The 22,819-nt window shown below is 53.3% G+C and carries 20 protein-coding genes; 17 read left to right on the forward strand and 3 right to left on the reverse strand.

Annotation, left to right across the window (positions count from 1 at the left end; translation table 11 throughout):
• Positions 1–15 precede the first annotated feature (15 nt).
• Together mreB and csrD are read right to left on the reverse strand one after the other, a co-directional pair.
• The gene (gene mreB, locus ACQG22_RS21230) at positions 16–1,059 is read right to left on the reverse strand and encodes a rod shape-determining protein MreB (RefSeq protein ID WP_000913396.1); all 1,044 of its coding nucleotides are present in this window, start codon (positions 1,057–1,059) and stop codon (positions 16–18) included.
• Between the two features lie 282 nt (positions 1,060–1,341).
• Positions 1,342–3,282 carry an RNase E specificity factor CsrD gene (gene csrD, locus ACQG22_RS21235; RefSeq protein ID WP_013098987.1) on the reverse strand — a complete coding sequence of 647 codons (1,941 nt, stop codon included), beginning with the start codon at positions 3,280–3,282 and terminating at the stop codon, positions 1,342–1,344.
• 181 nt (positions 3,283–3,463) lie between these two features.
• Between csrD and ACQG22_RS21240 the strand changes: the two genes are divergently transcribed.
• The 13 genes from ACQG22_RS21240 to ACQG22_RS21300 all read left to right on the forward strand — a co-directional run bounded on the left by ACQG22_RS21240 (position 3,464) and on the right by ACQG22_RS21300 (position 15,515).
• Positions 3,464–4,438, forward strand: coding sequence for an MDR family oxidoreductase (locus ACQG22_RS21240; protein WP_023620881.1), 975 nt, complete (start codon positions 3,464–3,466; stop codon positions 4,436–4,438).
• A 77-nt stretch (positions 4,439–4,515) separates the two neighbouring features.
• Positions 4,516–5,517, forward strand: coding sequence for a protein-methionine-sulfoxide reductase catalytic subunit MsrP (msrP, locus tag ACQG22_RS21245; RefSeq protein WP_013098989.1), 1,002 nt, complete (start codon positions 4,516–4,518; stop codon positions 5,515–5,517).
• Entirely contained in the window at positions 5,518–6,117 is a 600-nt protein-coding gene (msrQ, locus tag ACQG22_RS21250) for a protein-methionine-sulfoxide reductase heme-binding subunit MsrQ (RefSeq protein WP_013098990.1), read from the forward strand.
• 233 nt (positions 6,118–6,350) lie between these two features.
• On the forward strand, positions 6,351–6,803 hold the full coding sequence (aroQ, locus tag ACQG22_RS21255) for a type II 3-dehydroquinate dehydratase (protein ID WP_013098991.1): 453 nt from the start codon (positions 6,351–6,353) through the stop codon (positions 6,801–6,803).
• Between the two features lie 21 nt (positions 6,804–6,824).
• Positions 6,825–7,289 carry an acetyl-CoA carboxylase biotin carboxyl carrier protein gene (gene accB / locus ACQG22_RS21260; protein WP_013098992.1) on the forward strand — a complete coding sequence of 155 codons (465 nt, stop codon included), beginning with the start codon at positions 6,825–6,827 and terminating at the stop codon, positions 7,287–7,289.
• Positions 7,290–7,299: 10 nt separating this feature from the next.
• On the forward strand, positions 7,300–8,649 hold the full coding sequence (gene accC / locus ACQG22_RS21265) for an acetyl-CoA carboxylase biotin carboxylase subunit (protein WP_003860388.1): 1,350 nt from the start codon (positions 7,300–7,302) through the stop codon (positions 8,647–8,649).
• A gap of 108 nt (positions 8,650–8,757) precedes the next feature.
• Positions 8,758–9,000, forward strand: a complete 243-nt coding sequence (locus ACQG22_RS21270) for a YhdT family protein (RefSeq protein ID WP_013098993.1) — start codon at positions 8,758–8,760, stop codon at positions 8,998–9,000.
• Positions 8,990–10,441, forward strand: a complete 1,452-nt coding sequence (gene panF / locus ACQG22_RS21275) for a sodium/pantothenate symporter (protein ID WP_013098994.1) — start codon at positions 8,990–8,992, stop codon at positions 10,439–10,441. The genes ACQG22_RS21270 and panF overlap by 11 nt, the downstream gene beginning before the upstream one ends.
• A gap of 11 nt (positions 10,442–10,452) precedes the next feature.
• Positions 10,453–11,334 (forward strand): 50S ribosomal protein L11 methyltransferase, encoded by an 882-nt coding sequence (prmA, locus tag ACQG22_RS21280; RefSeq protein WP_013098995.1) that lies wholly within the window; start codon positions 10,453–10,455, stop codon positions 11,332–11,334.
• 329 nt (positions 11,335–11,663) lie between these two features.
• Positions 11,664–12,629 carry a tRNA dihydrouridine synthase DusB gene (gene dusB / locus ACQG22_RS21285; protein ID WP_013098996.1) on the forward strand — a complete coding sequence of 322 codons (966 nt, stop codon included), beginning with the start codon at positions 11,664–11,666 and terminating at the stop codon, positions 12,627–12,629.
• Positions 12,630–12,652: 23 nt separating this feature from the next.
• Entirely contained in the window at positions 12,653–12,949 is a 297-nt protein-coding gene (fis, locus tag ACQG22_RS21290; RefSeq protein ID WP_000462905.1) for a DNA-binding transcriptional regulator Fis, read from the forward strand.
• A gap of 180 nt (positions 12,950–13,129) precedes the next feature.
• Positions 13,130–13,294: a DUF2556 family protein gene (locus tag ACQG22_RS21295; RefSeq protein WP_013098997.1), complete on the forward strand. Its 165-nt coding sequence runs from the start codon at positions 13,130–13,132 to the stop codon at positions 13,292–13,294.
• Between the two features lie 139 nt (positions 13,295–13,433).
• Positions 13,434–15,515, forward strand: a complete 2,082-nt coding sequence (locus ACQG22_RS21300) for a putative bifunctional diguanylate cyclase/phosphodiesterase (RefSeq protein WP_100168374.1) — start codon at positions 13,434–13,436, stop codon at positions 15,513–15,515.
• Here ACQG22_RS21300 and envR read toward each other — a convergent pair.
• Positions 15,431–16,150, reverse strand: a complete 720-nt coding sequence (gene envR / locus ACQG22_RS21305; RefSeq protein ID WP_054442329.1) for an acrEF/envCD operon transcriptional regulator — start codon at positions 16,148–16,150, stop codon at positions 15,431–15,433. The two genes, ACQG22_RS21300 and envR, sit on opposite strands and share 85 nt — an antisense overlap.
• 386 nt (positions 16,151–16,536) lie before the next feature.
• Between envR and ACQG22_RS21310 the strand changes: the two genes are divergently transcribed.
• The 4 genes from ACQG22_RS21310 to ACQG22_RS21325 all read left to right on the forward strand — a co-directional run bounded on the left by ACQG22_RS21310 (position 16,537) and on the right by ACQG22_RS21325 (position 22,811).
• Complete coding sequence (locus tag ACQG22_RS21310) at positions 16,537–17,676, forward strand: efflux RND transporter periplasmic adaptor subunit (protein ID WP_013098999.1); 1,140 nt, start codon at positions 16,537–16,539, stop codon at positions 17,674–17,676.
• A gap of 11 nt (positions 17,677–17,687) precedes the next feature.
• Positions 17,688–20,801 carry an efflux RND transporter permease subunit gene (locus ACQG22_RS21315; RefSeq protein ID WP_369706611.1) on the forward strand — a complete coding sequence of 1,038 codons (3,114 nt, stop codon included), beginning with the start codon at positions 17,688–17,690 and terminating at the stop codon, positions 20,799–20,801.
• Between the two features lie 293 nt (positions 20,802–21,094).
• Positions 21,095–21,316: a lipoprotein gene (locus tag ACQG22_RS21320; RefSeq protein ID WP_013099001.1), complete on the forward strand. Its 222-nt coding sequence runs from the start codon at positions 21,095–21,097 to the stop codon at positions 21,314–21,316.
• Between the two features lie 469 nt (positions 21,317–21,785).
• Positions 21,786–22,811 carry an amino acid ABC transporter substrate-binding protein gene (locus ACQG22_RS21325; RefSeq protein ID WP_013099002.1) on the forward strand — a complete coding sequence of 342 codons (1,026 nt, stop codon included), beginning with the start codon at positions 21,786–21,788 and terminating at the stop codon, positions 22,809–22,811.
• The last annotated feature ends 8 nt before the right edge of the window (positions 22,812–22,819 follow it).

A 22,819-nucleotide genomic window follows, 5' to 3' on the forward strand; every position in this document is an offset into this window, starting at 1 on the left:
ACCCTTTCACCATGACTACTCTTCGCTGAACAAGTCGCCGCCGTGCATGTCGATCATTTCCAGCGCCTTGCCACCACCACGGGCGACGCAAGTCAGTGGATCTTCTGCAACTACGACAGGAATACCTGTCTCTTCCATTAACAGGCGGTCGAGGTTACGCAGCAGCGCACCACCACCGGTCAGAACCATACCGCGCTCAGAGATATCGGACGCCAGTTCAGGTGGGCACTGTTCCAGCGCAACCATCACCGCGCTCACGATACCGGTCAGCGGCTCTTGCAGCGCTTCCAGAATTTCGTTGGAGTTCAGGGTAAAGCCGCGTGGCACACCTTCCGCCAGGTTACGGCCGCGCACTTCGATTTCGCGAACTTCATCACCCGGATAAGCAGAACCGATCTCGTGCTTGATGCGCTCAGCGGTCGCTTCACCGATCAGGGAGCCATAGTTACGGCGCACGTAGTTAATGATCGCTTCGTCGAAACGGTCACCACCGATACGCACGGAAGAGGAGTAAACCACGCCGTTCAGGGAGATAACGGCCACCTCAGTGGTACCACCACCGATATCAACCACCATCGAACCGGTAGCTTCAGAAACAGGCAGGCCTGCACCGATAGCCGCAGCCATTGGCTCTTCAATCAGGAACACTTCACGCGCGCCCGCACCCTGAGCAGATTCGCGAATTGCGCGACGTTCTACCTGGGTCGCACCGACCGGCACACAAACCAGCACACGTGGGCTTGGACGCATGAAGCTGTTGCTGTGAACCTGCTTGATGAAGTGCTGAAGCATTTTTTCAGTCACGAAGAAGTCAGCGATAACGCCGTCTTTCATTGGGCGGATCGCGGCGATGTTACCTGGGGTACGACCCAGCATCTGCTTCGCGTCATGACCCACTGCGGCTACGCTTTTCGGCGAGCCGGCACGATCCTGACGAATGGCCACAACAGAAGGCTCATTCAATACGATGCCTTGTCCTTTTACATAAATAAGGGTATTCGCGGTACCCAGGTCAATGGACAGGTCATTGGAAAACATGCCACGAAATTTTTTCAACATACTAAGGGATAATCCTGAAAGCTGGGGCGGAAAACAAAATCCGCTTACTTTACCAACCACACGCAGCAGCGACAAGGCGCAAAAATCACCTGCTGCGGTGAAAATTTGTGCAGTACGTTTCCTTCTGTTACAAATTCATCCCCTGACTCCCTCAGGGCTGAGTACACAGTAGCGTTCCTCACTTTCATTTGTAACCCGCTAAAGGTCGTTCACTGGCTTTTTGCTCGTCATACTCAAAGCTACAGGCGCGATATTCTACGTGAAAACAGCGTAAACGGCAGGTCAAACAGAGTATCTTTGCAAATATTTTTTCACATTGGTGTCAAGCGGCTGAGAGGCGGCAAAAAAATCCCCCTGACCACCCATCACACCACGCTCTGTCAACATCTGCCATTCGCCTCTGGAGCGCACGCCCGTGGCAAATACTTGTGTTCGCGTTCCCTTACACGCTTCCACCAGACTCTGCACCAGCAGCTGGTTTTCCGTGCGCTTTTCAATATTCCTGACCAGCCCCGGATGTAGCTTTAATAATTCCACATCCAGCTCCTTGATCCAGCTGGTACTAACCAGCGTCAGGCCCGCCTGTGTCACCGCCACACGCGCACCCAGCGCATTGATCAAACGTACCACCGGACGTAACCGGCTGATGTGTTGACCAACATCCGCCTCTGCAAGTTCAAAAATAATGTGTTTGCGTTGCGATTTTTCGCATTGCATTAATGTATCGCGCAGCCAGCGTTGAAAACGCGGGCGAATTAACGACTCGACGGTCACCTGTAATGCCAGACTTTCTTCAGGCCAAAAAGATAAAAACGGAATCAGTCGGCTAATTTGCTGACGGTCATACTCTTCGGAGAGTCCAAATTGCAGGACCATCGGCAGATATTCCGCTGAAATAACCTCTTCCGTGCCGTCAAAAATGCGACACATTAATTCACGGTGGTGAACATGGCCGTTTTTCATCACCGCTGGTTTTTGATAAAGGCGCGGGCCACCGCGGCTCAACATTTGTTCAATGAGGGTACGCCAGCGCACATTGCCACGCCCTTTCTCAGGCAGGGAATCGTCATATACCGCCCAACCGTTCGCCCCTTGCAGCACCGCGTTTCGGGTTGCCGCTTCCGCATGCTCCATCACCTGTTCAGTTGACTGCCCGCCGCGCCAGGCGCAGATCCCCATATGCACCATATCATCCCGGTCAAGCATTTTGCTCTGCGGCAGCGCATCCACCGCCTTCAGCAACTGGCTGGCGATGCTCTCCGACTCCTTAAGTGTGCGGTGGGGTAACAACACCGCAAAGTCGCTGCGGTGATAGCGCGCCAGCAGCGCGCCGGGATAGCGCATAATAAAAGTCGACAGCAAGTTGATGAGCGTAAAGAGGTTCTCTTCCGCCACGCGGCGTCCCCAGGTATCGCGCAGGAGATCGAAATCCGGCAGACGAACCATCATGACGACCCCGTGCGTTCCCACCTTTTCCGGGTCGTCCAGCAGCGTGGCCAGTTGATTATCAAAGAACAGGCGGTTATTCAGACCGGTTTTGTTATCCTGCGCGGCATAGGAACGGATCAGCGTATCCATGCGGCTGCGTTGATCGCTGGCGAACTGAATTTCGGAAAGCAGCGTGTCCAGCGCGCTGCTGGTGCTGGACGGCCACTCATAGACCGACCCCCGCACCTGCGGACCGCGCTCCCCGTTAAGTATTCGCACGGAGCGGTTTTCCAGCAGCTCCTGACCAGAGAGCTGACGGCGTAGCCAGCGAACCGCAAGAAAAATCAGCAGGACAATAAAGGCGACGGCAACGGTGAGTGGCGCGGTGGTCATCATCGAGCGGAAATAGCTGGCCATGGGATCGAGGTAGACCAGGCGTATCGTCATCCCCGGATTTTTAAGGGAATGTACATTCACTTCCCGATACTGGCTCACGACGCCCGCAGGCCGATAGCTGCCCTGACGCTGATGGCTTAACACCGGATGCTTTCCCTGGGTGATGTCGACCTGCACAATATCAACCGGTACCATCAATTCATCCAGCTCGCGGGAGAGTTCCGGTAGCGGAGTGGTAATCAGACGCGTATCAATAACTGACGCAACAGACTCAACCCGGTTGACCAGCTTATCCTGAATGGCGTTATAAAAGCTCAGGGAGCAGCCAAGGAGCGTGACAAAAATGGTTAACCCCGTCAGCAACGTGATAAAAGCTGAGAACTTCGTCGTTAATCGCATCCTTGAGATTACTCCGTGGGTTGATGGGTAGCGAGTAAGCGCTAACTTGCATTTCAAATGCGCCATACTACCAAACCTGGTGTATCTGGCAATTTATTGCGTTAAATCGGCATAGCGTTTCATTGAGCGAGTATAGTCTTCAGAACGCATTTTCCAATCATGAGAATAGTGAGGATCCTGTATGCAGGCTTTGATCTTAGAACAGCAGGACGGCAATACCGTTGCCTCGGTGCAAGCCCTTGATGAGAGCCGTCTGCCCGAAGGCGACGTCACCGTCGACATCGACTGGTCCAGTCTGAATTACAAGGATGCCCTGGCCATCACCGGCAAAGGTAAAATCATCCGAAATTTCCCGATGGTGCCAGGGATTGATTTTGCAGGCCACGTTCATTCCAGCGAAGATCCGCGGTTTCATGCCGGCCAGCAGGTGCTGCTCACCGGTTGGGGCGTCGGCGAAAATCACTGGGGCGGGCTGGCAACGCAGGCGCGGGTGAAAGGCGAGTGGCTGGTGCCCATGCCTGCTGGGCTGGATGGCCGCAAAGCGATGATTATCGGCACCGCAGGCTTTACCGCCATGCTGTGCGTCATGGCCCTTGAAGATGCCGGTATCCGACCTGAGTCAGGCGAGATAGTCGTGACCGGGGCCAGCGGTGGCGTTGGCAGCACGGCGGTGGCTTTACTGCACAAACTGGGGTATCAGGTCGTCGCGGTCTCAGGCCGTGAAAGCACCCATGACTACCTGCGTCAGCTTGGTGCCAGCCGCATTCTTGGCCGCGACGAATTTGCCGAAACCCGTCCGCTGGAAAAACAGCTCTGGGCCGGAGCGGTGGATACCGTCGGAAATAACGTGCTGGCAAAAGTGCTGGCGCAGATGAACTACGGCGGCTGCGTGGCGGCCTGCGGTCTGGCGGGCGGTTTTGCGCTGCCAACCACCGTTATGCCCTTTATCCTGCGTAACGTGCGCCTGCAGGGTGTGGATTCCGTCATGACTCCGGCGGCCCGTCGTGCAGAAGCCTGGGAGCGTCTGGTGCGCGACCTGCCTGAGTCCTTCTTCACGCAGAGTGCAACCGAAATCGCCCTCAGCCAGGCGCCGGAATATGCCGGTAAGATCATGGATAATCAGTTCCATGGCCGCGCGCTGGTGAAAATTGCCTAATCTTCAAATTTTCGTGACATATTCGCGCTAATCCTTCTCCTCCGTCATGCTTAGAAAAACGCATGACGGAGGATGCCATGAAAACCCGAAAACTGACGGAAGCCGACGTAACGTCCGAATCTGTCTTTATGTTACAGCGCCGCCAGATCCTGAAAATGCTTGGCATCAGTGCCACCGCGTTGTCGCTCACACCTGCGGCTCACGCTGATTTGCTCGACTGGTTTAAAGGCAACGATCGGCCAAAAGCCCCTTCCGGTGCCCCGCTCACCTTTACGAAACCTGCCGAGTGGCAAAACAAACTGACGCTCACGCCAGAAGATAAAGTCACCGGTTATAACAACTTCTACGAATTCGGGCTTGATAAAGCCGATCCTGCGGCCAATGCAGGCAGCATGAAAACCGATCCGTGGACGTTGAAAATTGACGGCGAAGTGGCAAAACCCTTAACGCTGGATCATCACGATCTCACCACCCGTTTCCCGTTAGAGGAACGCATCTATCGTATGCGCTGCGTGGAAGCCTGGTCGATGGTGGTACCGTGGGTAGGTTTTCCGCTGCATAAGCTGCTGGCAATGGTTGAACCCACCAGCAATGCGAAATATGTCGCATTCCAGACGCGTTACGCCCCGGACGAGATGCCAGGCCAGAAGGACCGGTTCATCGGCGGTGGGCTTGCATATCCTTATGTAGAAGGATTACGCCTTGACGAAGCCATGCATCCTCTTACCCTTCTGACCGTCGGCGTTTACGGTAAAGCGCTCCCGCCGCAGAACGGCGCCCCCATCCGGCTGACAGTACCGTGGAAATATGGCTTCAAGGGCATTAAATCGATCGTCAGTATTAAGCTCACCCGTGAGCGTCCGCCCACAACATGGAATCTCGCCGCGCCGGACGAATACGGTTTCTTCGCCAACGTGAACCCACATGTCGATCACCCACGCTGGTCGCAGGCGACGGAACGGTTTATCGGTTCCGGCGGGGCGCTGGATGTGAAGCGTCAGCCCACGCTGCTTTTTAACGGCTATGCGGATGAAGTGGCGTCGCTCTACCGTGGCCTCAATTTACGGGAGAACTTCTGAGTGCGTTTAACGGCAAAACAGGTAACCTGGCTGAAAGTGCTGCTGCATTTAGCCGGGTTGCTCCCGTTTATCTGGTTGTTCTGGGCCGCGAGCCAGGGGCTCTTTAGTGCCGATCCGGCTAAAGATATCCAGCACTTTACTGGTCGGATGGCTCTGAAATTTTTACTGGCGACCTTGCTGGTTTCGCCGCTGGCGCGCTACGCTAAACAGCCATTATTGATACGCACACGTCGGCTTTTAGGGCTATGGTGTTTTGCCTGGGCCACGTTGCACCTGACCAGCTACGCGCTGCTGGAACTGGGGATTAACAACCTGGCACTGCTGGGCCGCGAACTGGTCACGCGTCCTTATCTGACGCTGGGCATTGTCAGTTGGCTGGTGTTACTGGCATTAGCGCTGACATCCACGCAATATGCGCAGCGAAAACTGGGTAAGCGCTGGCAGTTGCTGCACAACTTCGTCTATCTTGTCGCGATCCTCGCACCCATCCATTATCTGTGGTCCGTGAAGATCCTCTCGCCTCAGCCCATCCTCTACGCGCTGCTGGCTTTGGCGCTTTTAGCATGGCGTTACAAGAAGTTCCGCCAGTGGTTGCGATAGTTCGCGAAACTGTGCGTTTTCCCGCAGATTACTTATCAACCGCCATTCTTTTTCGGATAGCGGTTGATAATCTTCCCTGATAAGACCAGTATTTAGCTGCCAAATGCTACGAAATCGTTATAATGTGCGACTTTGGTTTTCCTGAATGCATTTTAGGAAAGTCATCAGGTGACTTTCGCGTTTCAAAGGTATATTTTGGTTTTTACCCGAGATTCGCAGGAGATAGCGACACAATGGCAGAAAAATTCCGAATCTTAGTTTTAAACGGACCGAACCTGAACATGCTCGGCACCCGTGAGCCAGAGAAGTATGGCACGCTGACATTGAGTGAAATTGTTAACCGTTTGGGCACGGAAGCAGCGTCACTGAATGTGGATTTGGATCATTTTCAGTCAAACGCGGAGTACGCACTCATCGACCGTATTCATCAGGCTAAAGACACTGTGGACTATATCCTGATCAATCCGGCCGCGTTTACGCACACCAGTGTTGCTATCCGCGACGCACTGCTGGCGGTGAGTATCCCGTTTATCGAGATCCACCTCAGCAACGTGCACGCCCGAGAGCCGTTCCGCCACCATTCGTATCTGTCGGATATCGCCGCTGGCGTTATCTGCGGACTGGGCGCAGACGGTTATTCATACGCTTTACAGACAGCGGTAAAACGCCTGTCACAATCACACTAAACAAGAGTACGGAACCCACTCATGGATATTCGTAAGATTAAAAAACTGATCGAGCTGGTTGAAGAATCAGGCATCTCCGAACTGGAAATTTCTGAAGGCGAAGAGTCTGTACGTATCAGCCGTGCAGCCCCAGCCGCTAGCTTCCCGGTAATGCAGCAAGCTTATGCTGCGCCAGTGCAGCAGCCTGCGCTCTCTGCAGCCGTTGCACCAGCCGCAACTGAAGCCGCACCTGCCGCTGCAGCAGAAATCAGTGGTCACATCGTACGTTCCCCAATGGTTGGTACTTTCTACCGCACCCCGAGCCCGGACGCGAAGGCGTTCATCGAAGTGGGTCAGAAAGTCAACGTAGGCGATACCCTGTGTATCGTTGAAGCCATGAAAATGATGAACCAGATCGAAGCAGACAAATCAGGTACTGTGAAGGCGATTCTGGTCGAAAGTGGTCAGCCGGTAGAATTTGACGAGCCGCTGGTCGTCATCGAGTAACGAGGCGAACATGCTGGATAAAATTGTTATCGCCAACCGCGGCGAGATCGCACTGCGTATTCTTCGTGCCTGTAAAGAACTGGGCATCAAGACTGTCGCTGTGCACTCAAGCGCGGACCGCGATTTAAAACACGTATTGCTGGCGGATGAGACGGTCTGTATTGGCCCGGCTCCGTCCGTAAAAAGCTATCTGAACATCCCGGCAATCATCAGCGCCGCTGAAATCACTGGCGCGGTGGCAATTCACCCGGGTTATGGCTTCCTCTCCGAGAACGCCAACTTTGCTGAGCAGGTTGAACGCTCTGGCTTTATCTTCATCGGCCCGAAAGCTGACACCATCCGCCTGATGGGTGACAAAGTGTCTGCAATCACCGCGATGAAAAAAGCCGGTGTTCCAACCGTTCCAGGTTCTGACGGCCCGCTGACTGACGACATGGATGCAAACCGTGCACATGCTAAACGCATTGGCTACCCGGTGATCATCAAGGCGTCCGGCGGCGGCGGCGGTCGCGGTATGCGCGTAGTGCGCAGCGACGCTGAACTGGCACAGTCCATCTCCATGACCAAAGCGGAAGCGAAAGCAGCTTTCAGCAATGACATGGTGTACATGGAAAAATACCTGGAAAACCCACGCCACATCGAAATTCAGGTGCTGGCTGACGGTCAGGGTAACGCTATCTATCTGGCAGAACGTGACTGCTCAATGCAGCGTCGTCACCAGAAAGTGGTCGAAGAAGCACCAGCACCGGGCATTACCCCGGAACTGCGTCGCTACATCGGCGAGCGTTGTGCCAAAGCGTGTGTCGACATCGGCTATCGCGGGGCGGGTACCTTCGAATTCCTGTTCGAAAACGGTGAGTTCTACTTCATTGAGATGAACACCCGTATTCAGGTTGAACACCCGGTTACCGAAATGATCACCGGCGTTGACCTGATCAAAGAGCAGCTGCGTATCGCTGCCGGCCAGCCTCTGTCCATCAAACAGGAAGAAGTAGTGGTCAAAGGCCATGCGGTCGAGTGCCGTATCAACGCCGAAGACCCGAATACCTTCCTGCCAAGCCCGGGTAAAATCACGCGTTTCCACGCGCCGGGTGGCTTTGGCGTGCGTTGGGAGTCTCATATTTACGCCGGTTACACCGTACCGCCGTACTATGACTCAATGATCGGTAAGCTTATCTGCTACGGCGAAAACCGTGACGTGGCGATTGCCCGCATGAAGAACGCCCTGCAGGAGCTAATCATCGACGGTATCAAAACCAACGTTGATCTGCAGATGCGCATCATGAGCGACGAGCACTTCCAGAATGGTGGGACGAACATCCACTATCTGGAGAAAAAACTCGGTCTCAACGAGAAGTAAGAAAGCATCTATGCTAAAAGGCCGGTTTAACCGGCCTTTTTTATTTCTGGGGATCGTCAAGGCCCATCATGTACAATCCCCGCTTTCTTCATCCACAAGGGACAAAAAATGGACAAACGTTTTGTTCAGGCCCATAAAGAAGCGCGCTGGGCGCTGTGGCTGACCCTTCTCTATCTTGCCGCATGGTTGGTAACCGCTTACTTACCTGATTCTGCAATTGGCATCACCGGCCTGCCTCACTGGTTTGAAATGGCCTGTCTGCTGGTACCGCTGATTTTTATCCTGCTGTGCTGGGCAATGGTGAAATTCATTTATCGCGATATCCCGCTGGAGGACGACGATGCAGCTTGAAGTCATTCTGCCGCTTATCGCGTATTTGTTGGTCGTGTTTGGCGTGTCCGTGTATGCCATGCGCAAAAGGGCAACCGGCACCTTCCTGAACGAATATTTCCTCGGCAGCCGTTCAATGGGCGGCATTGTGTTAGCGATGACGCTCACCGCCACCTATATCAGCGCCAGCTCATTTATTGGCGGTCCCGGGGCAGCCTATAAATATGGGTTAGGCTGGGTGCTGCTGGCGATGATCCAGCTCCCGGCTATCTGGCTTTCGCTGGGTATACTCGGCAAGAAGTTCGCTATTCTGGCGCGTCGCTATAATGCCGTGACGCTGAACGACATGCTGTTTGCCCGCTACCGCAGCCGTTTACTGGTATGGCTGGCAAGTCTAAGCCTGCTGGTCGCCTTTGTGGGTGCGATGACGGTGCAGTTTATTGGCGGTGCACGTCTGCTTGAAACCGCAGCAGGGATCCCTTACGAGACTGGCCTGCTTATCTTTGGGATCAGTATCGCGCTTTATACGGCGTTTGGTGGATTCCGCGCCAGCGTACTGAACGACACCCTGCAGGGCATGGTGATGCTCATCGGAACCATTGTGCTGCTGGTGGGGATTGTCCATGCGGCAGGCGGCCTGAGCCATGCTGTTGAAACCCTGGAAGCGATTGACCCGAAACTGGTCGCTCCAGAGGGCGCAGATGACATTCTTTCACCCACCTTTATGACCTCCTTCTGGGTGCTGGTCTGCTTCGGCGTCATTGGACTGCCGCATACCGCTGTACGGTGTATCTCCTATAAGGACAGTAAAGCGGTTCATCGCGGCATTATTATCGGGACCATTGTGGTGGCGATACTGATGCTGGGAATGCATCTGGCGGGTGCATTAGGTCGTGCAGTGATCCCAGATCTTACCGTGCCCGACCTGGTGATCCCTACCCTGATGGTTAAAGTCCTGCCACCCTTTGCTGCCGGGATTTTCCTAGCCGCACCGATGGCCGCCATTATGTCGACGATCAACGCTCAGTTGCTGCAAAGTTCCGCTACGATTATCAAAGATCTCTATCTGAATTTGCGTCCCGAGCAGCTGAAAAACGAACGACGCTTAAAGCGGATGTCTGCAGTGATTACGCTGTTATTAGGGGCACTGCTGCTGCTGGCCGCCTGGCGTCCACCGGAGATGATCATCTGGCTGAACCTGCTTGCGTTTGGCGGCCTTGAAGCTGTTTTCCTGTGGCCGCTGGTGCTTGGCCTGTACTGGGAACGCGCGAATGCTGCGGGCGCGCTAAGCGGCATGATTGTTGGCGGTGTCGTGTACGCCGTGCTCGCCACCTTTAAGATCCAGTACCTGGGCTTCCATCCAATTGTGCCTTCGTTACTGTTAAGTTTACTGGCGTTTGTGGTGGGGAACCGTTTCGGTCAACCCGTCCCACAACCCGCTATGATGTCTACTGATAAATAAAGAGTTTTGCCATGCCGTGGATCCAACTAAAACTGAACACAACCGGTGCTCACGCCGAAGAGCTGAGCGATGCGCTGATGGAGGCCGGCTCGGTCTCTATCACCTTCCAGGACACGCATGACACGCCGGTCTTTGAGCCGCTGCCGGGCGAAACGCGCCTGTGGGGCGATACCGACGTGATTGGCCTGTTTGATGCCGAAACCGACATGAAAGAAGTGGTCGCGATTCTGGAACAGAATCCTCTGCTGGGCGCGGGTTTTGCACACAAGATCGAACAACTGGAAGACAAAGACTGGGAACGCGAGTGGATGGATAACTTCCACCCCATGCAGTTTGGCAAGCGTCTGTGGATCTGCCCAAGCTGGCGTGAGGTTCCCGATGAAAACGCGGTCAACGTGATGCTCGACCCGGGTCTGGCATTCGGTACCGGCACCCACCCGACCACCTCACTGTGCCTGCAGTGGCTGGATGGTCTGGATCTGGAAGGGAAAACCGTGATCGACTTCGGCTGTGGATCCGGGATCCTCGCCATTGCCGCACTGAAGCTGGGCGCCGCAAAAGCCATCGGGATCGATATCGATCCGCAGGCTATTCAGGCCAGTCGTGATAACGCCGAGCGTAACGGCGTTTCCGATCGCCTTGAGCTGTATCTGCCGGACGCGCAGCCAGAGGCCATGAAAGCCGATGTGGTGGTCGCTAACATCCTGGCAGGCCCATTACGCGAGCTTGCACCGTTAATCAGCGTGCTGCCCGTTGAGGGCGGTCTGCTGGGGCTTTCCGGTATCCTGGCAAGCCAGGCTGACAGCGTCTGCGAAGCCTACGCCGATCTCTTCACCCTCGATCCGGTGGTGGAAAAAGAAGAGTGGTGCCGCATTACGGGCCGTAAAAAATAAGAACATTTTTCGTACTGAGATGATGTTCTAAAATGCGACGCAGATCGCATAGAAGCGGGAGAATCTGCTGCTAAAAACAGCAGAATATCCCGCTCAACGGATTCATTTTTTGAGAAATGATGAGAAGTTACGGGAAATTGTAAGCGGTCATAAAATCGCCGTTAATACATAACATAATGATTTAAATAAAAAATAATTTTCATCATTGTGACTGGGTGGCGATTCCTTGATCTACAACAGTGGATTGTTCAAAGTTTGGCCTTTCATCTCGTGCAAAAAATGCGTAATATACGCCGCCTTGCAGTCACAGTATGGTCATTTCTTAACTCATGCGCATCGGACACCACCAGCTCAGAAATCGCCTGATCGCAGCCCCAATGGCAGGTATTACCGACCGGCCGTTCAGGACGCTGTGTTACGAGATGGGAGCCGGTTTAACCGTTTCCGAGATGATGTCGTCTAACCCGCAGGTCTGGGAAAGCGACAAATCCCGCCTTCGGATGGTGCACATTGATGAACCAGGTATTCGCACCGTGCAAATCGCCGGAAGTGTGCCTGAAGAGATGGCAGATGCCGCGCGGATTAACGTGGAAAGTGGCGCCCAGATTATTGATATCAACATGGGTTGCCCGGCCAAAAAAGTGAATCGCAAGCTTGCAGGTTCAGCCCTTCTGCAATACCCCGACCAGGTGAAGTCAATCCTGACGGCGGTTGTCAGCGCAGTGGACGTTCCTGTTACGTTGAAGATTCGCACGGGTTGGTCGCCGGAACACCGTAACTGTGTAGAGATTGCCCAACTGGCCGAAGACTGTGGCATTCAGGCCCTGACCATTCACGGACGCACTCGCGCCTGTTTGTTCAACGGTGAAGCTGAATACGACAGCATTCGGGCAGTTAAGCAGAAAGTTTCCATTCCGATTATCGCGAATGGCGACATTACTGACCCGCTTAAAGCCAGAGCTGTGCTCGACTATACGGGAGCTGATGCTCTGATGATAGGACGTGCAGCTCAGGGAAGACCCTGGATCTTTCGGGAAATCCAGCATTATCTGGACACTGGGGAGCTGCTTGCCCCGCTGCCACTGGCAGAGGTTAAGCGCTTGCTTTGTTCGCATGTTCGGGAACTGCATGACCACTACGGCCAGGCAAAAGGGTACCGAATTGCGCGTAAACACGTCTCCTGGTATCTCCAGGAGCACGCTCCAAATGACCAGTTTCGGCGCACATTCAACGCCATAGAGGATGCCAGCGAACAGCTGGAGGCGTTGGAGGCATACTTCGAAAATCTTGCGTAATGAAATAAAGAGCTGACAGAACTATGTTCGAACAACGCGTAAATTCTGACGTACTGACCGTTTCTACCGTTAACTCTCAGGATCAGGTAACTCAAAAACCCCTGCGTGACTCGGTTAAACAGGCACTGAAGAACTATTTTGCTCAACTGAATGGTCAGGATGTTAATGACCTGTATGAGCTGGTACTGGCTGAAGTTGAACAGCCACTGTTGGACATGGTGATGCAATACACCCGCGGTAACCAAACCCGCGCTGCGCTGATGATGGGTATCAACCGTGGTACTCTGCGTAAGAAACTGAAAAAATACGGCATGAACTAATTTCGGTTAGCGAAATGCTTGTTTAAAAAGGCGCTACCTGGCATGGGGATGCGCCTTTTTTATTGCTCCACATCTGCCACCGTCAACGCTTTGTAAACCTTCGCTTTCCCCACTTTTCAACCGCCGCTTTTCGTGTATATTTCCACCACCTTACTGGCTCTCTTCTTCCGGAATGTCATAATGATTCGTAAATACTGGTGGCTGGTTGTCTTTGCTGTCTCAGTTTTTCTCTTTGATGCGTTGCTGATGCAGTGGATTGAACTGATGAGCACCGAAACCGATAAGTGTCGCAATATGGATTCCGTGAACCCGCTTAAACTCGTCAATTGTTCAGAGCTGGACTGAGCCGCCAACGTCGTCAAAAACTCCGAAATCACTTAATAAAAACGGGGATTTAAATCCCTTTGAGTCATTACCTTACGATGATAATGTCTCGCCCTTCACCACCGCCCTTGCGTAACCTCACACTCGAGTTGAACCGATCATGCTGGTTAGCCAATACAACCATATCCTTGTCGTCCTCTCCTTTGTTGTCGCTATCCTTGCTGCCTATACCGCGCTGAATATGGCCGCGCGTGTGGCGGGAAGTCAGGGCGTGGCAGCGCGCATCTGGCTGGCCGGTGGCGGTGTTGCAATGGGTATTGGCGTATGGGCGATGCATTTTATCGGCATGCTGGCGATGGATCTCTCCATGCGCATGAGCTACAACGCCACCCTGACGGGGTTATCGATGGTTATCGCCGTGGGTTCATCCTTGTTTGCGCTGTGGCTTGTCAGCTGCGAGCAGCTGCGTTTGCGCCGTCTGCTGCCCGGTGCACTAGTCATGGGAACCGGTATTGTGGCCATGCATTACACCGGCATGGCGGCCCTGGAGGTTACGCCCGGTATTATCTGGGATAAAACATGGGTGGCGATATCAGTCGCTATTGCGCTTGCTGCGTCGCTCGCGGCACTGTGGCTGACGTTCCGCCTGCGTCATGAGGCCGCTCAGGTCGCGCTGATGCGCATGGGTGCCGCAATCACGATGGGGATTGCGATTGCCGGAATGCATTATGCGGGGATGAAAGCCGCACAGTTTCCAGTGTCGACCATGGCTCACCATGAGGGGATTAACGGCAGCTGGCTGGCCGTGCTGGTGAGCGTTGTCGCACTGGCCATCCTTGGTATCACCCTGCTGGTGTCGATGCTGGATGCGCGCCTGCAGGCACGTACCTCTCTCCTCGCCTCGTCTCTGGCGGAAGCAAACCGGGAGCTGGCCCAGCTGGCGCTACAGGATACGCTGACGCGCCTGCCCAATCGTATCCTGCTGGAAGATCGACTCGATCAGGCCATCAACAAAGCAGACCGTGAAGGCACGCATTTCGCATTGATGTTTATGGATCTCGACGGCTTTAAAACCGTCAATGACGCCTACGGGCATGATGTCGGCGATAAACTGCTGGTTGCCGTTACGCAACGCCTGCTGCTCCCCCTGAAAGGCCAGTACACCCTTGCACGTATTGGCGGTGATGAATTTGTTCTGCTGGCAGAAGTTGGGGGGCCGGACGATGCAGCCTCCCTTGCCAATGCCCTGGTGCGCACTATCGATAGTCCATTCAATGTGGATCCGTATGAACTGGTGGTGACCCTCAGTATTGGCATTGCGCTTTATCCTCACGATGGCAAAACCGATCGCGAGCTGATGTTTAACGCCGATGCGGCGATGTACCACACCAAGCATATGGGCCGTAACGGTTATCACTTTTTCCAGCCCTCCATGAACACGCTGGCGCAAACCCATTTGCAGCTGATGAACGATCTGTGGCTGGCCATCGATCGTAATGAGCTACAGCTGCATTATCAGCCCAAATTCCACGCGCCGGCAGGCCCCGTACTCGGGTTTGAGGCACTCCTGCGCTGGCAACACCCGAAGCTGGGATTGCTGACGCCAGACCTGTTCCTGCCGCTGGCGGAAAAAACGGGACAGATCATTCCCATTGGCAACTGGGTTATCAACGAAGCCTGCCGCCAGTTGCGGGAATGGCACCTTAAAGGGCATCAAAACTGGTCAATGGCGGTGAACCTGTCGACACTTCAGTTTGAACAACCTTCGCTGGTGAGTACGGTGCTTGATTGTCTGACACGTCACCAGGTGCCGCCGGAAATGCTGATCCTTGAAGTGACGGAAACCACTGCGATGAGTAACCCGGATGAGAGCGTGCGGGTGCTGACAGAGCTGACGAATGCGGGTGTGAAAGCCTCTATTGATGACTTTGGTACCGGCTACTCGAGCCTGCTGTATCTTAAACGCTTACCCGCCTGTGAATTGAAAATCGACAGGGCGTTTGTAAAAGAGCTCAGTGGAGAAAGCGAAGATGCGACCATTGTCTCCGCGATTGTCGCCCTGGCGAAAACGCTGAATCTGAAAGTAGTGGCTGAAGGGGTGGAAACCGAAGCACAGCAAGCCTTTTTGACGGAACTGGGCTGTAATACCCTTCAGGGCTATTTGTTAGGAAAGCCTGTCAGTGCGCAGACCATTGAAACGCTTTGCGAGCAGGGAGAGATCTTGCCCGACACCGAGTCGTAAGCTTCTTCACGTGGCGACACTCGCACCACCGGGAGTGTCGCCAGAATGTTATCGACCAGAGCAGGTGCCTGTTGATAGAGGTTGAAGCTGTCGTTATTCATTAACCAGTTTTTAATTATTCCGCTAAAAAATCCGTGGAACACTATCAGCGTTAAATCCACATTGACCTGCGAAGAAATGATGTTTCGTGAAATACAGCGCTCCAGTGTCGCACGTAGAAAATCATTGTTGAAACCAATACGTTTCCTGATTTCATACTCGGAAACCATATCACTGGTAAATTCACACTTATGATACAAAATCTGTAACAGCGCCCACTGGCGAGGCTCATGCGCAATATATTGCAACGCAGTGATAAATTGCTCACGAAGCATTAACAAGGGATCATCTTTTTCGGAAAGAGAAAGTCTGTCGCGAATGAGATCGCGAAGCGGCAATTGCTGTTCCCAGATAGCATTAAATATCTCTGTTTTACTGGTGAAATGCCAATAGACGGCCCCACGCGTCACCTTTGCCGCATCGGCGATATCCGTCAGCGTTGTGTTGGTTACGCCACGTGTCGCAAACTGCCCGATAGCCGCTTCAATCAGCTGTTGACGGGTTTGTTGAGCCTCTGCTTTCTTTTTACGCGCCATGGACGACTACTCGTTACTCACAAGAATTAAGCTGTTTAGTAGGGTTTTGTAATCAGAAGTATTCATGAAAGACAAGGTGAATTCTGCACAAAAAAAGTCAATTCGCTTTATTTATAACTGAGGTAAATACATACCAATAATTAAATTCACAAAACAGATGAATGCCCTCTATGAAACATCACTCTCCTGATTACTTTTGTTAAAGTATATTGCTGTAAACGCAAAGCCTTCTTCTGATTTTCTTTCCTGCCGCATTTACCCGCACTTATAAATTAAAAAACATTAAATACCCTCATTATTATACGCAGCTACATTTTTTGTTTTTGTCCCCTGCCCTGTCACCGATCCACGGAAATATCGGTTAATGGGTATTTAAAGGAACAGTAATGACGAATCATTTCAGACGCTTGCCCTTAACCGGTTTTATTGTCTGCGCCGCACTGCTTGCCGGATGCGATGGGCAGGAAAATCAGCAACATCAACCGCAGCCGCCTCAGGTGAGTGTACACATTGTCAAAAGTGCCCCCCTCACTGTGACAACAGAGCTGCCGGGCAGAACAGATGCGTTTCGCGTTGCGGAAGTGCGTCCTCAGGTTAGCGGCATTATCCTGCGTCGCAATTTCACCGAAGGCAGCGATGTCAAAGCTGGCCAGTCACTTTATCAGATCGATCCCGCCAGCTATCAGGCGGCGTATGACAGCGCAAAAGGAGAGCTGGCGAAAGCCCAGGCGGCAGCCAATATTGCGCACCTGACGGTGAAACGTTATCTCCCGCTGGTGGGCACACAGTATGTCAGTAAGCAGGAGTACGACCAGGCCGTTGCGACGGCTCAGCAGGCGGATGCCAGTGTCGTTGCTGCAAAAGCAGGAGTTGAAAGCGCACGCATCAACCTTGCCTATACCAAAGTCACCTCTCCCGTCGATGGTCGCATTGGTAAATCCAGCGTGACCGAGGGAGCTCTCGTCACCAACGGCCAGGCAAACGCCCTCGCAACGGTACAGCAACTGGATCCGATGTATGTCGATGTCACCCAGTCCAGCAATGATTTTATGCGTCTGAAGCAGACAAGCCTGCAAAAAGGGGAGACCACCAGCACCGTCGAGCTGTTGATGGAGAATGGTCAGCCCTATCCGCTAAAAGGCACGCTGCAGTTTTCTGATGTGACGGTTGATGAAAGCACTGGCTCCATCACTCTGCGGGCGATTTTCCCGAATCCGCAACACCTGCTGTTACCGGGAATGTTTGTACGCGCCCGCATTAATGAGGGTACGCAGCCGAATGCGATTCTGATCCCACAGCAAGGCGTCACCCGCACGCCGCGTGGGGATGCAACCGTCCTGATTGTTAACGACAAAAACCAGGTTGAGTCACGCACCGTCGTTGCCTCTCAGGCCATTGGCGATCGCTGGCTGGTCACAGAGGGGCTGAAAAACGGTGACCGCGTGATTGTCAGTGGGTTACAAAAAGCCAAACCTGGGGCTACCGTCGTCGCCACACCCGATACCTCTACGACTCCAGCCGGTTAAGGAACGACGTCATGGCTAATTTCTTTATCCAGAGGCCGGTTTTCGCCTGGGTACTCGCCATCATTTTGATGATTGCAGGTGGGCTGGCGATCCTCAAACTGCCTGTAGCGCAGTATCCGACTATCGCCCCACCCGCGGTTGCCATAACCGCAACCTACCCTGGCGCAGATGCGCAGACGGTGCAGGATACCGTGACGCAGGTTATCGAACAGAATATGAACGGCATCGATAACCTGATGTATATGTCATCCACCAGCGATTCTGCAGGTAATGTCACCATCACCCTGACCTTTGAGTCTGGTACAGACCCGGATATCGCCCAGGTTCAGGTTCAGAATAAACTTCAGCTCGCCATGCCGCTGCTGCCGCAGGAAGTGCAGCAACAAGGGATCGGCGTTGAGAAGTCCAGCAGCAGCTTCCTGCTGGTGGCTGGCTTTGTTTCAGACAATAAAAGCCTCTCGCAGGATGACATTTCCGACTACGTCGCCTCGAATGTGAAAGATGCCATTAGTCGAACCACTGGGGTGGGTGATGTTCAGCTGTTTGGTGCCCAGTATGCAATGCGCATCTGGCTCGACAGTAACGCGATGAATAAATACCAGCTGACGCCGCTGGACATTATTAATCAACTGAAAACCCAGAATGACCAGATAGCGGCAGGCCAGCTAGGCGGAACGCCGTCCGTGCCGGGCCAACAATTGAACGCCTCGATCATTGCGCAAACCCGCCTGAAATCACCGGAAGAGTTTGGCCGCGTGACGCTGAAGGTGAACCAGGACGGCTCGATGGTGCATCTGAAGGATGTCGCACGCATTGAACTGGGCGGTGAAAACTACAATATGGTGACCAAAATCAACGGGCAGGCCGCAACCGGCCTGGGGATTAAGCTGGCGACCGGTGCAAATGCGCTGGATACGGCGTCGGCCATCAAGAGCAAGCTGGCGCAACTGCAGCAATTCTTCCCACAGGGTCTGAAGGTGGTTTATCCGTACGACACCACGCCGTTTGTGAAGATCTCTATTCACGAAGTGGTGAAAACCCTGTTTGAAGCGATCATTCTCGTCTTCCTGGTGATGTATCTGTTCCTGCAAAACCTGCGCGCGACGCTTATCCCCACTATCGCGGTGCCGGTTGTTTTGCTGGGTACCTTCGCGGTGCTGGCGGCGTTCGGGTTCTCCATCAATACCCTGACGATGTTCGGGATGGTGCTGGCAATAGGCTTGCTGGTTGATGATGCCATCGTGGTCGTTGAGAACGTCGAACGCGTGATGGTAGAAGACAAACTGCCGCCGAAAGAGGCGACGCAGAAGTCGATGGAACAGATTCAGGGCGCACTGGTGGGTATAGCCATGGTGCTGTCGGCGGTCTTTATCCCGATGGCATTTTTCGGTGGCTCGACCGGGGCCATCTATCGGCAGTTTTCGCTGACCATCGTTTCGGCAATGGCGCTCTCCGTGTTGGTCGCCCTGATCCTGACCCCCGCGCTGTGCGCAACCCTGCTTAAACCGGTATCCGGCGATCACCACGAAAAGAAAGGCGGTTTCTTTGGCTGGTTTAATGCGCTTTTTGACCGTAGCGTGGAGCACTACAGCAACAGCGTGAGCGGCATTTTACTCAAGACCGGACGCTACCTGGTGGTGTACATCATCATTGTGGGTGGTATGGCGGTGCTGTTCCTGCGCTTGCCCACCTCCTTCCTGCCCGAAGAGGACCAGGGAGTATTTATGACGATGGTGCAACTTCCGGCCGGTGCGACCCAGACGCGTACACAGCAGGTCCTCGATCAGGTCCAGAACTATTATCTGAAAAACGAGAAGGCCAATGTTGAATCTGTCTTTACCGTTAATGGCTTTAGTTTTAGCGGCCAGGGCCAGAACGCCGGGATTGCCTTCATTAGCCTGAAGCCCTGGGAAGCACGACCGGGGGCGGAAAATAGCGTTGAGGCGATTGTTGGCCGCGCGACAAAAGCCTTCAGTCAGATAAAAGATGGACTCGTATTTCCGTTTAACCTTCCTGCGATTATCGAACTGGGAACCGCAACGGGCTTCGACTTCGAACTGATTGATCAGGCAAACCTGGGACATACCTCGCTGACGCAGGCGCGGAATGAGCTGCTCGGAATGGTGAAAGCGCACCCTGACATGCTGGTGCGCGTGCGGCCAAATGGTCTGGAAGATACCCCGCAGTTTAAACTGGATGTCGACCAGGAGAAGGCTCAGGCGCTGGGCATCAGTCTTTCTGACGTCAACCAGACCATCTCGACGGCCCTGGGTGGAACTTATGTAAATGACTTTATCGATCATGGACGCGTGAAAAAGGTCTATGTCCAGGCTGATGCGCGCTTCCGTATGCTGCCTGGTGACATCAGCAACCTGTATGTACGCAGCGCAAATGGTGAGATGGTTCCTTTCTCCGCCTTTAGCACCTCGCACTGGGTGTACGGTTCACCTCGCCTGGAGCGCTATAACGGGATGCCATCCATGGAGATCATCGGTGAGTCCGCACCCGGGAAAAGTACTGGTGAGGCCATGGCGCTGATGGAGAGTCTTGCTGCAAAACTGCCTTCCGGCATCGGGTATGACTGGACAGGAATGTCTTATCAGGAGCGACTTTCCGGAAATCAGGCGCCTGCGTTGTACGCTATTTCACTGATTGTGGTGTTCCTGTGTCTGGCTGCTCTTTACGAAAGCTGGTCCATTCCCTTCTCAGTGATGCTGGTGGTCCCGCTGGGAGTCATAGGGGCGCTGGTTGCAGCAGCGTTACGTGGCTTGAACAATGACGTCTATTTCCAGGTGGGTTTACTGACAACGATTGGTTTGTCGGCTAAAAACGCCATTCTGATCGTTGAGTTTGCCAAAGATCTGATGGAAAAAGAGGGTAAAGGCATCATTGAAGCCACGCTGGAAGCATCAAGAATGCGCCTTCGACCGATCCTGATGACCTCGCTCGCCTTTATTCTTGGCGTCATGCCGCTGGTGATCAGCCATGGCGCCGGGAGCGGTGCGCAAAACGCGGTCGGGACAGGGGTCATGGGGGGCATGCTTTCCGCAACGCTTCTGGCTATCTTCTTCGTGCCCGTTTTCTTTGTGGTCGTCCGGCGACGCTTTACGCGCCATAAAGAGTAATGAATACCTGAAAGGCACCTCTGGTGCCTTTTTTATTTTAAGATAAACAGTGTATTAAGATCGCAGTGTTAAAAAGAGTCAGTTTGCATTAAGTAAGAACGCCACGTTGTTACTCCATAATTTCTCCATTAATTCGTTCTGACGAAACACTTTTCTCCACGATGTTTACAAACAACATAATTTGAGATTATTCCTCGTGTAACGTGGGCTTATCCCGGTGGTAAAATAACCTCCAGTTCGTTAATAGCCCTCCTGGCTTTATAGCGGACGCGAAATAATACTGAGGTAACATCATGAAAAGATTCATTTCCGTTGCACTACTCGCTGCGCTGCTGGCTGGATGCGCGCACGACTCTCCATGTGTACCGGTATACGACGATCAGGGCCGACTGGTTCATACCAATACCTGTATGAAAGGTACCACTCAGGATAACTGGGAAACAGCAGGTGCTATCGCTGGTGGTGCTGCCGCGGTGGCGGGGTTGACGCTGGGTATTGTTGCCCTGACCCGATAACATCTGTTCAGAAAGCGCGGCTCTGGCCGCGCTTTTGCTTTGAATGAGTGCAGTAATATCAAATCAGTAAAAATCCCGTATTTATTCACGCCATTAATTTTAGCCAGAAGCCTGTCACCTCTTTTTCACTTCCCCTTTTAATTTTGTATTCAGTTTTGATGATTTTCACCCATTCATATTATTGAATACCCGGCCAATATTCACTCCGGAAACTATCTCTTCTTTTTTTCTAACCCTCCTTAAAAGTTTTGCTCCGATTTGTGGCACAGGTTGTAATTTCGCACCGTTTCGGGGCGCTCCTTTTATTTAAGCCTGTCTACACTCAGCATTAAGCGTTCACTTATCGCTTATTTCATCGAGCGCGAAACCTGGCATTACGTTTGCTATATAAACGTCGGCCAACGCCACAGATGGGTAAAAGTGTTTAAAACACCTAAATAACGATAAATTTAGCCACACAGGATGCATTATGAAAAAGACGATGATAGCCAGCCTGGCCGCTGCGGGTATGTTGTTTGCTGTTGCGGGTCAGGCCCATGCGGGCACAACGCTGGATGCCGTGAAAAAGAAAGGTTTTGTTCAGTGCGGTATCAGCGACGGTTTGCCTGGCTTCTCTTATGCCGATGCTAACGGCAAATTTACCGGTATCGATGTTGACGTCTGCCGGGGCGTCGCCGCTGCCGTTTTCGGTGATGACAGCAAAGTAAAATATACCCCACTGACGGCCAAAGAACGTTTCACCGCGCTGCAGTCCGGCGAAGTGGACATGCTCTCCCGTAATACCACCTGGACCTCCTCCCGTGATGCAGGAATGGGGATGTCATTCACCGGTGTCACTTATTATGACGGCATCGGTTTCCTGACCCACAATAAAGCGGGTCTGAAAAGCGCCAAAGAGCTGGACGGTGCGACCGTGTGTATTCAGGCCGGTACCGATACCGAGCTTAACGTCGCCGATTATTTCAAAGCGAATAATATGAAGTACACCCCGGTGACATTCGATCGCTCTGATGAATCAGCCAAAGCGCTGGAATCTGGCCGTTGCGATACGCTGGCCTCTGACCAGTCACAGCTCTACGCGCTGCGTATTAAGCTGAGCAACCCGGCAGAGTGGATCGTCCTGCCTGAAGTCATCTCCAAAGAGCCCCTTGGACCCGTCGTTCGCCGTGGCGACGAAGACTGGTTCTCTATCGTTCGCTGGACCCTGTTCGCCATGTTAAATGCAGAAGAGATGGGTATCAGCTCGAAAAACGTCGATGAGAAAGCTGCCAAACCGTCTACCCCGGATATGGCACACCTGCTGGGCACAGAAGGCGATTTTGGCAAGGATCTGAAGCTGGATAACAAGTGGGCGTACCACATCATTAAACAGGTGGGCAACTACGCTGAGATCTTTGAGCGCAACGTGGGATCGGAAAGCCCGCTGAAGATCAAACGCGGCCAGAACAATCTCTGGAATAACGGCGGTATTCAGTACGCACCGCCAGTACGTTAAGTCTTTGC

The organism is Enterobacter cloacae complex sp. 309I3 (genome assembly GCF_050031595.1).
GTDB classification, from domain to species: domain Bacteria; phylum Pseudomonadota; class Gammaproteobacteria; order Enterobacterales; family Enterobacteriaceae; genus Enterobacter; species Enterobacter cloacae.

What these genes read in the sequence shown, in the direction of transcription:
- mreB (WP_000913396.1), bottom strand. Translation starts at nt 1,059, where the DNA reads ATGTTGAAAAAATTTCGTGGCATGTTTTCCAATGACCTGTCCATTGAC.
- csrD (WP_013098987.1), bottom strand. Translation starts at nt 3,282, where the DNA reads ATGCGATTAACGACGAAGTTCTCAGCTTTTATCACGTTGCTGACGGGG.
- ACQG22_RS21240 (WP_023620881.1), top strand. Translation starts at nt 3,464, where the DNA reads ATGCAGGCTTTGATCTTAGAACAGCAGGACGGCAATACCGTTGCCTCG.
- msrP (WP_013098989.1), top strand. Translation starts at nt 4,516, where the DNA reads ATGAAAACCCGAAAACTGACGGAAGCCGACGTAACGTCCGAATCTGTC.
- aroQ (WP_013098991.1), top strand. Translation starts at nt 6,351, where the DNA reads ATGGCAGAAAAATTCCGAATCTTAGTTTTAAACGGACCGAACCTGAAC.
- accB (WP_013098992.1), top strand. Translation starts at nt 6,825, where the DNA reads ATGGATATTCGTAAGATTAAAAAACTGATCGAGCTGGTTGAAGAATCA.
- accC (WP_003860388.1), top strand. Translation starts at nt 7,300, where the DNA reads ATGCTGGATAAAATTGTTATCGCCAACCGCGGCGAGATCGCACTGCGT.
- ACQG22_RS21270 (WP_013098993.1), top strand. Translation starts at nt 8,758, where the DNA reads ATGGACAAACGTTTTGTTCAGGCCCATAAAGAAGCGCGCTGGGCGCTG.
- panF (WP_013098994.1), top strand. Translation starts at nt 8,990, where the DNA reads ATGCAGCTTGAAGTCATTCTGCCGCTTATCGCGTATTTGTTGGTCGTG.
- prmA (WP_013098995.1), top strand. Translation starts at nt 10,453, where the DNA reads ATGCCGTGGATCCAACTAAAACTGAACACAACCGGTGCTCACGCCGAA.
- dusB (WP_013098996.1), top strand. Translation starts at nt 11,664, where the DNA reads ATGCGCATCGGACACCACCAGCTCAGAAATCGCCTGATCGCAGCCCCA.
- fis (WP_000462905.1), top strand. Translation starts at nt 12,653, where the DNA reads ATGTTCGAACAACGCGTAAATTCTGACGTACTGACCGTTTCTACCGTT.
- ACQG22_RS21295 (WP_013098997.1), top strand. Translation starts at nt 13,130, where the DNA reads ATGATTCGTAAATACTGGTGGCTGGTTGTCTTTGCTGTCTCAGTTTTT.
- ACQG22_RS21300 (WP_100168374.1), top strand. Translation starts at nt 13,434, where the DNA reads ATGCTGGTTAGCCAATACAACCATATCCTTGTCGTCCTCTCCTTTGTT.
- envR (WP_054442329.1), bottom strand. Translation starts at nt 16,150, where the DNA reads ATGGCGCGTAAAAAGAAAGCAGAGGCTCAACAAACCCGTCAACAGCTG.
- ACQG22_RS21310 (WP_013098999.1), top strand. Translation starts at nt 16,537, where the DNA reads ATGACGAATCATTTCAGACGCTTGCCCTTAACCGGTTTTATTGTCTGC.
- ACQG22_RS21315 (WP_369706611.1), top strand. Translation starts at nt 17,688, where the DNA reads ATGGCTAATTTCTTTATCCAGAGGCCGGTTTTCGCCTGGGTACTCGCC.
- ACQG22_RS21320 (WP_013099001.1), top strand. Translation starts at nt 21,095, where the DNA reads ATGAAAAGATTCATTTCCGTTGCACTACTCGCTGCGCTGCTGGCTGGA.
- ACQG22_RS21325 (WP_013099002.1), top strand. Translation starts at nt 21,786, where the DNA reads ATGAAAAAGACGATGATAGCCAGCCTGGCCGCTGCGGGTATGTTGTTT.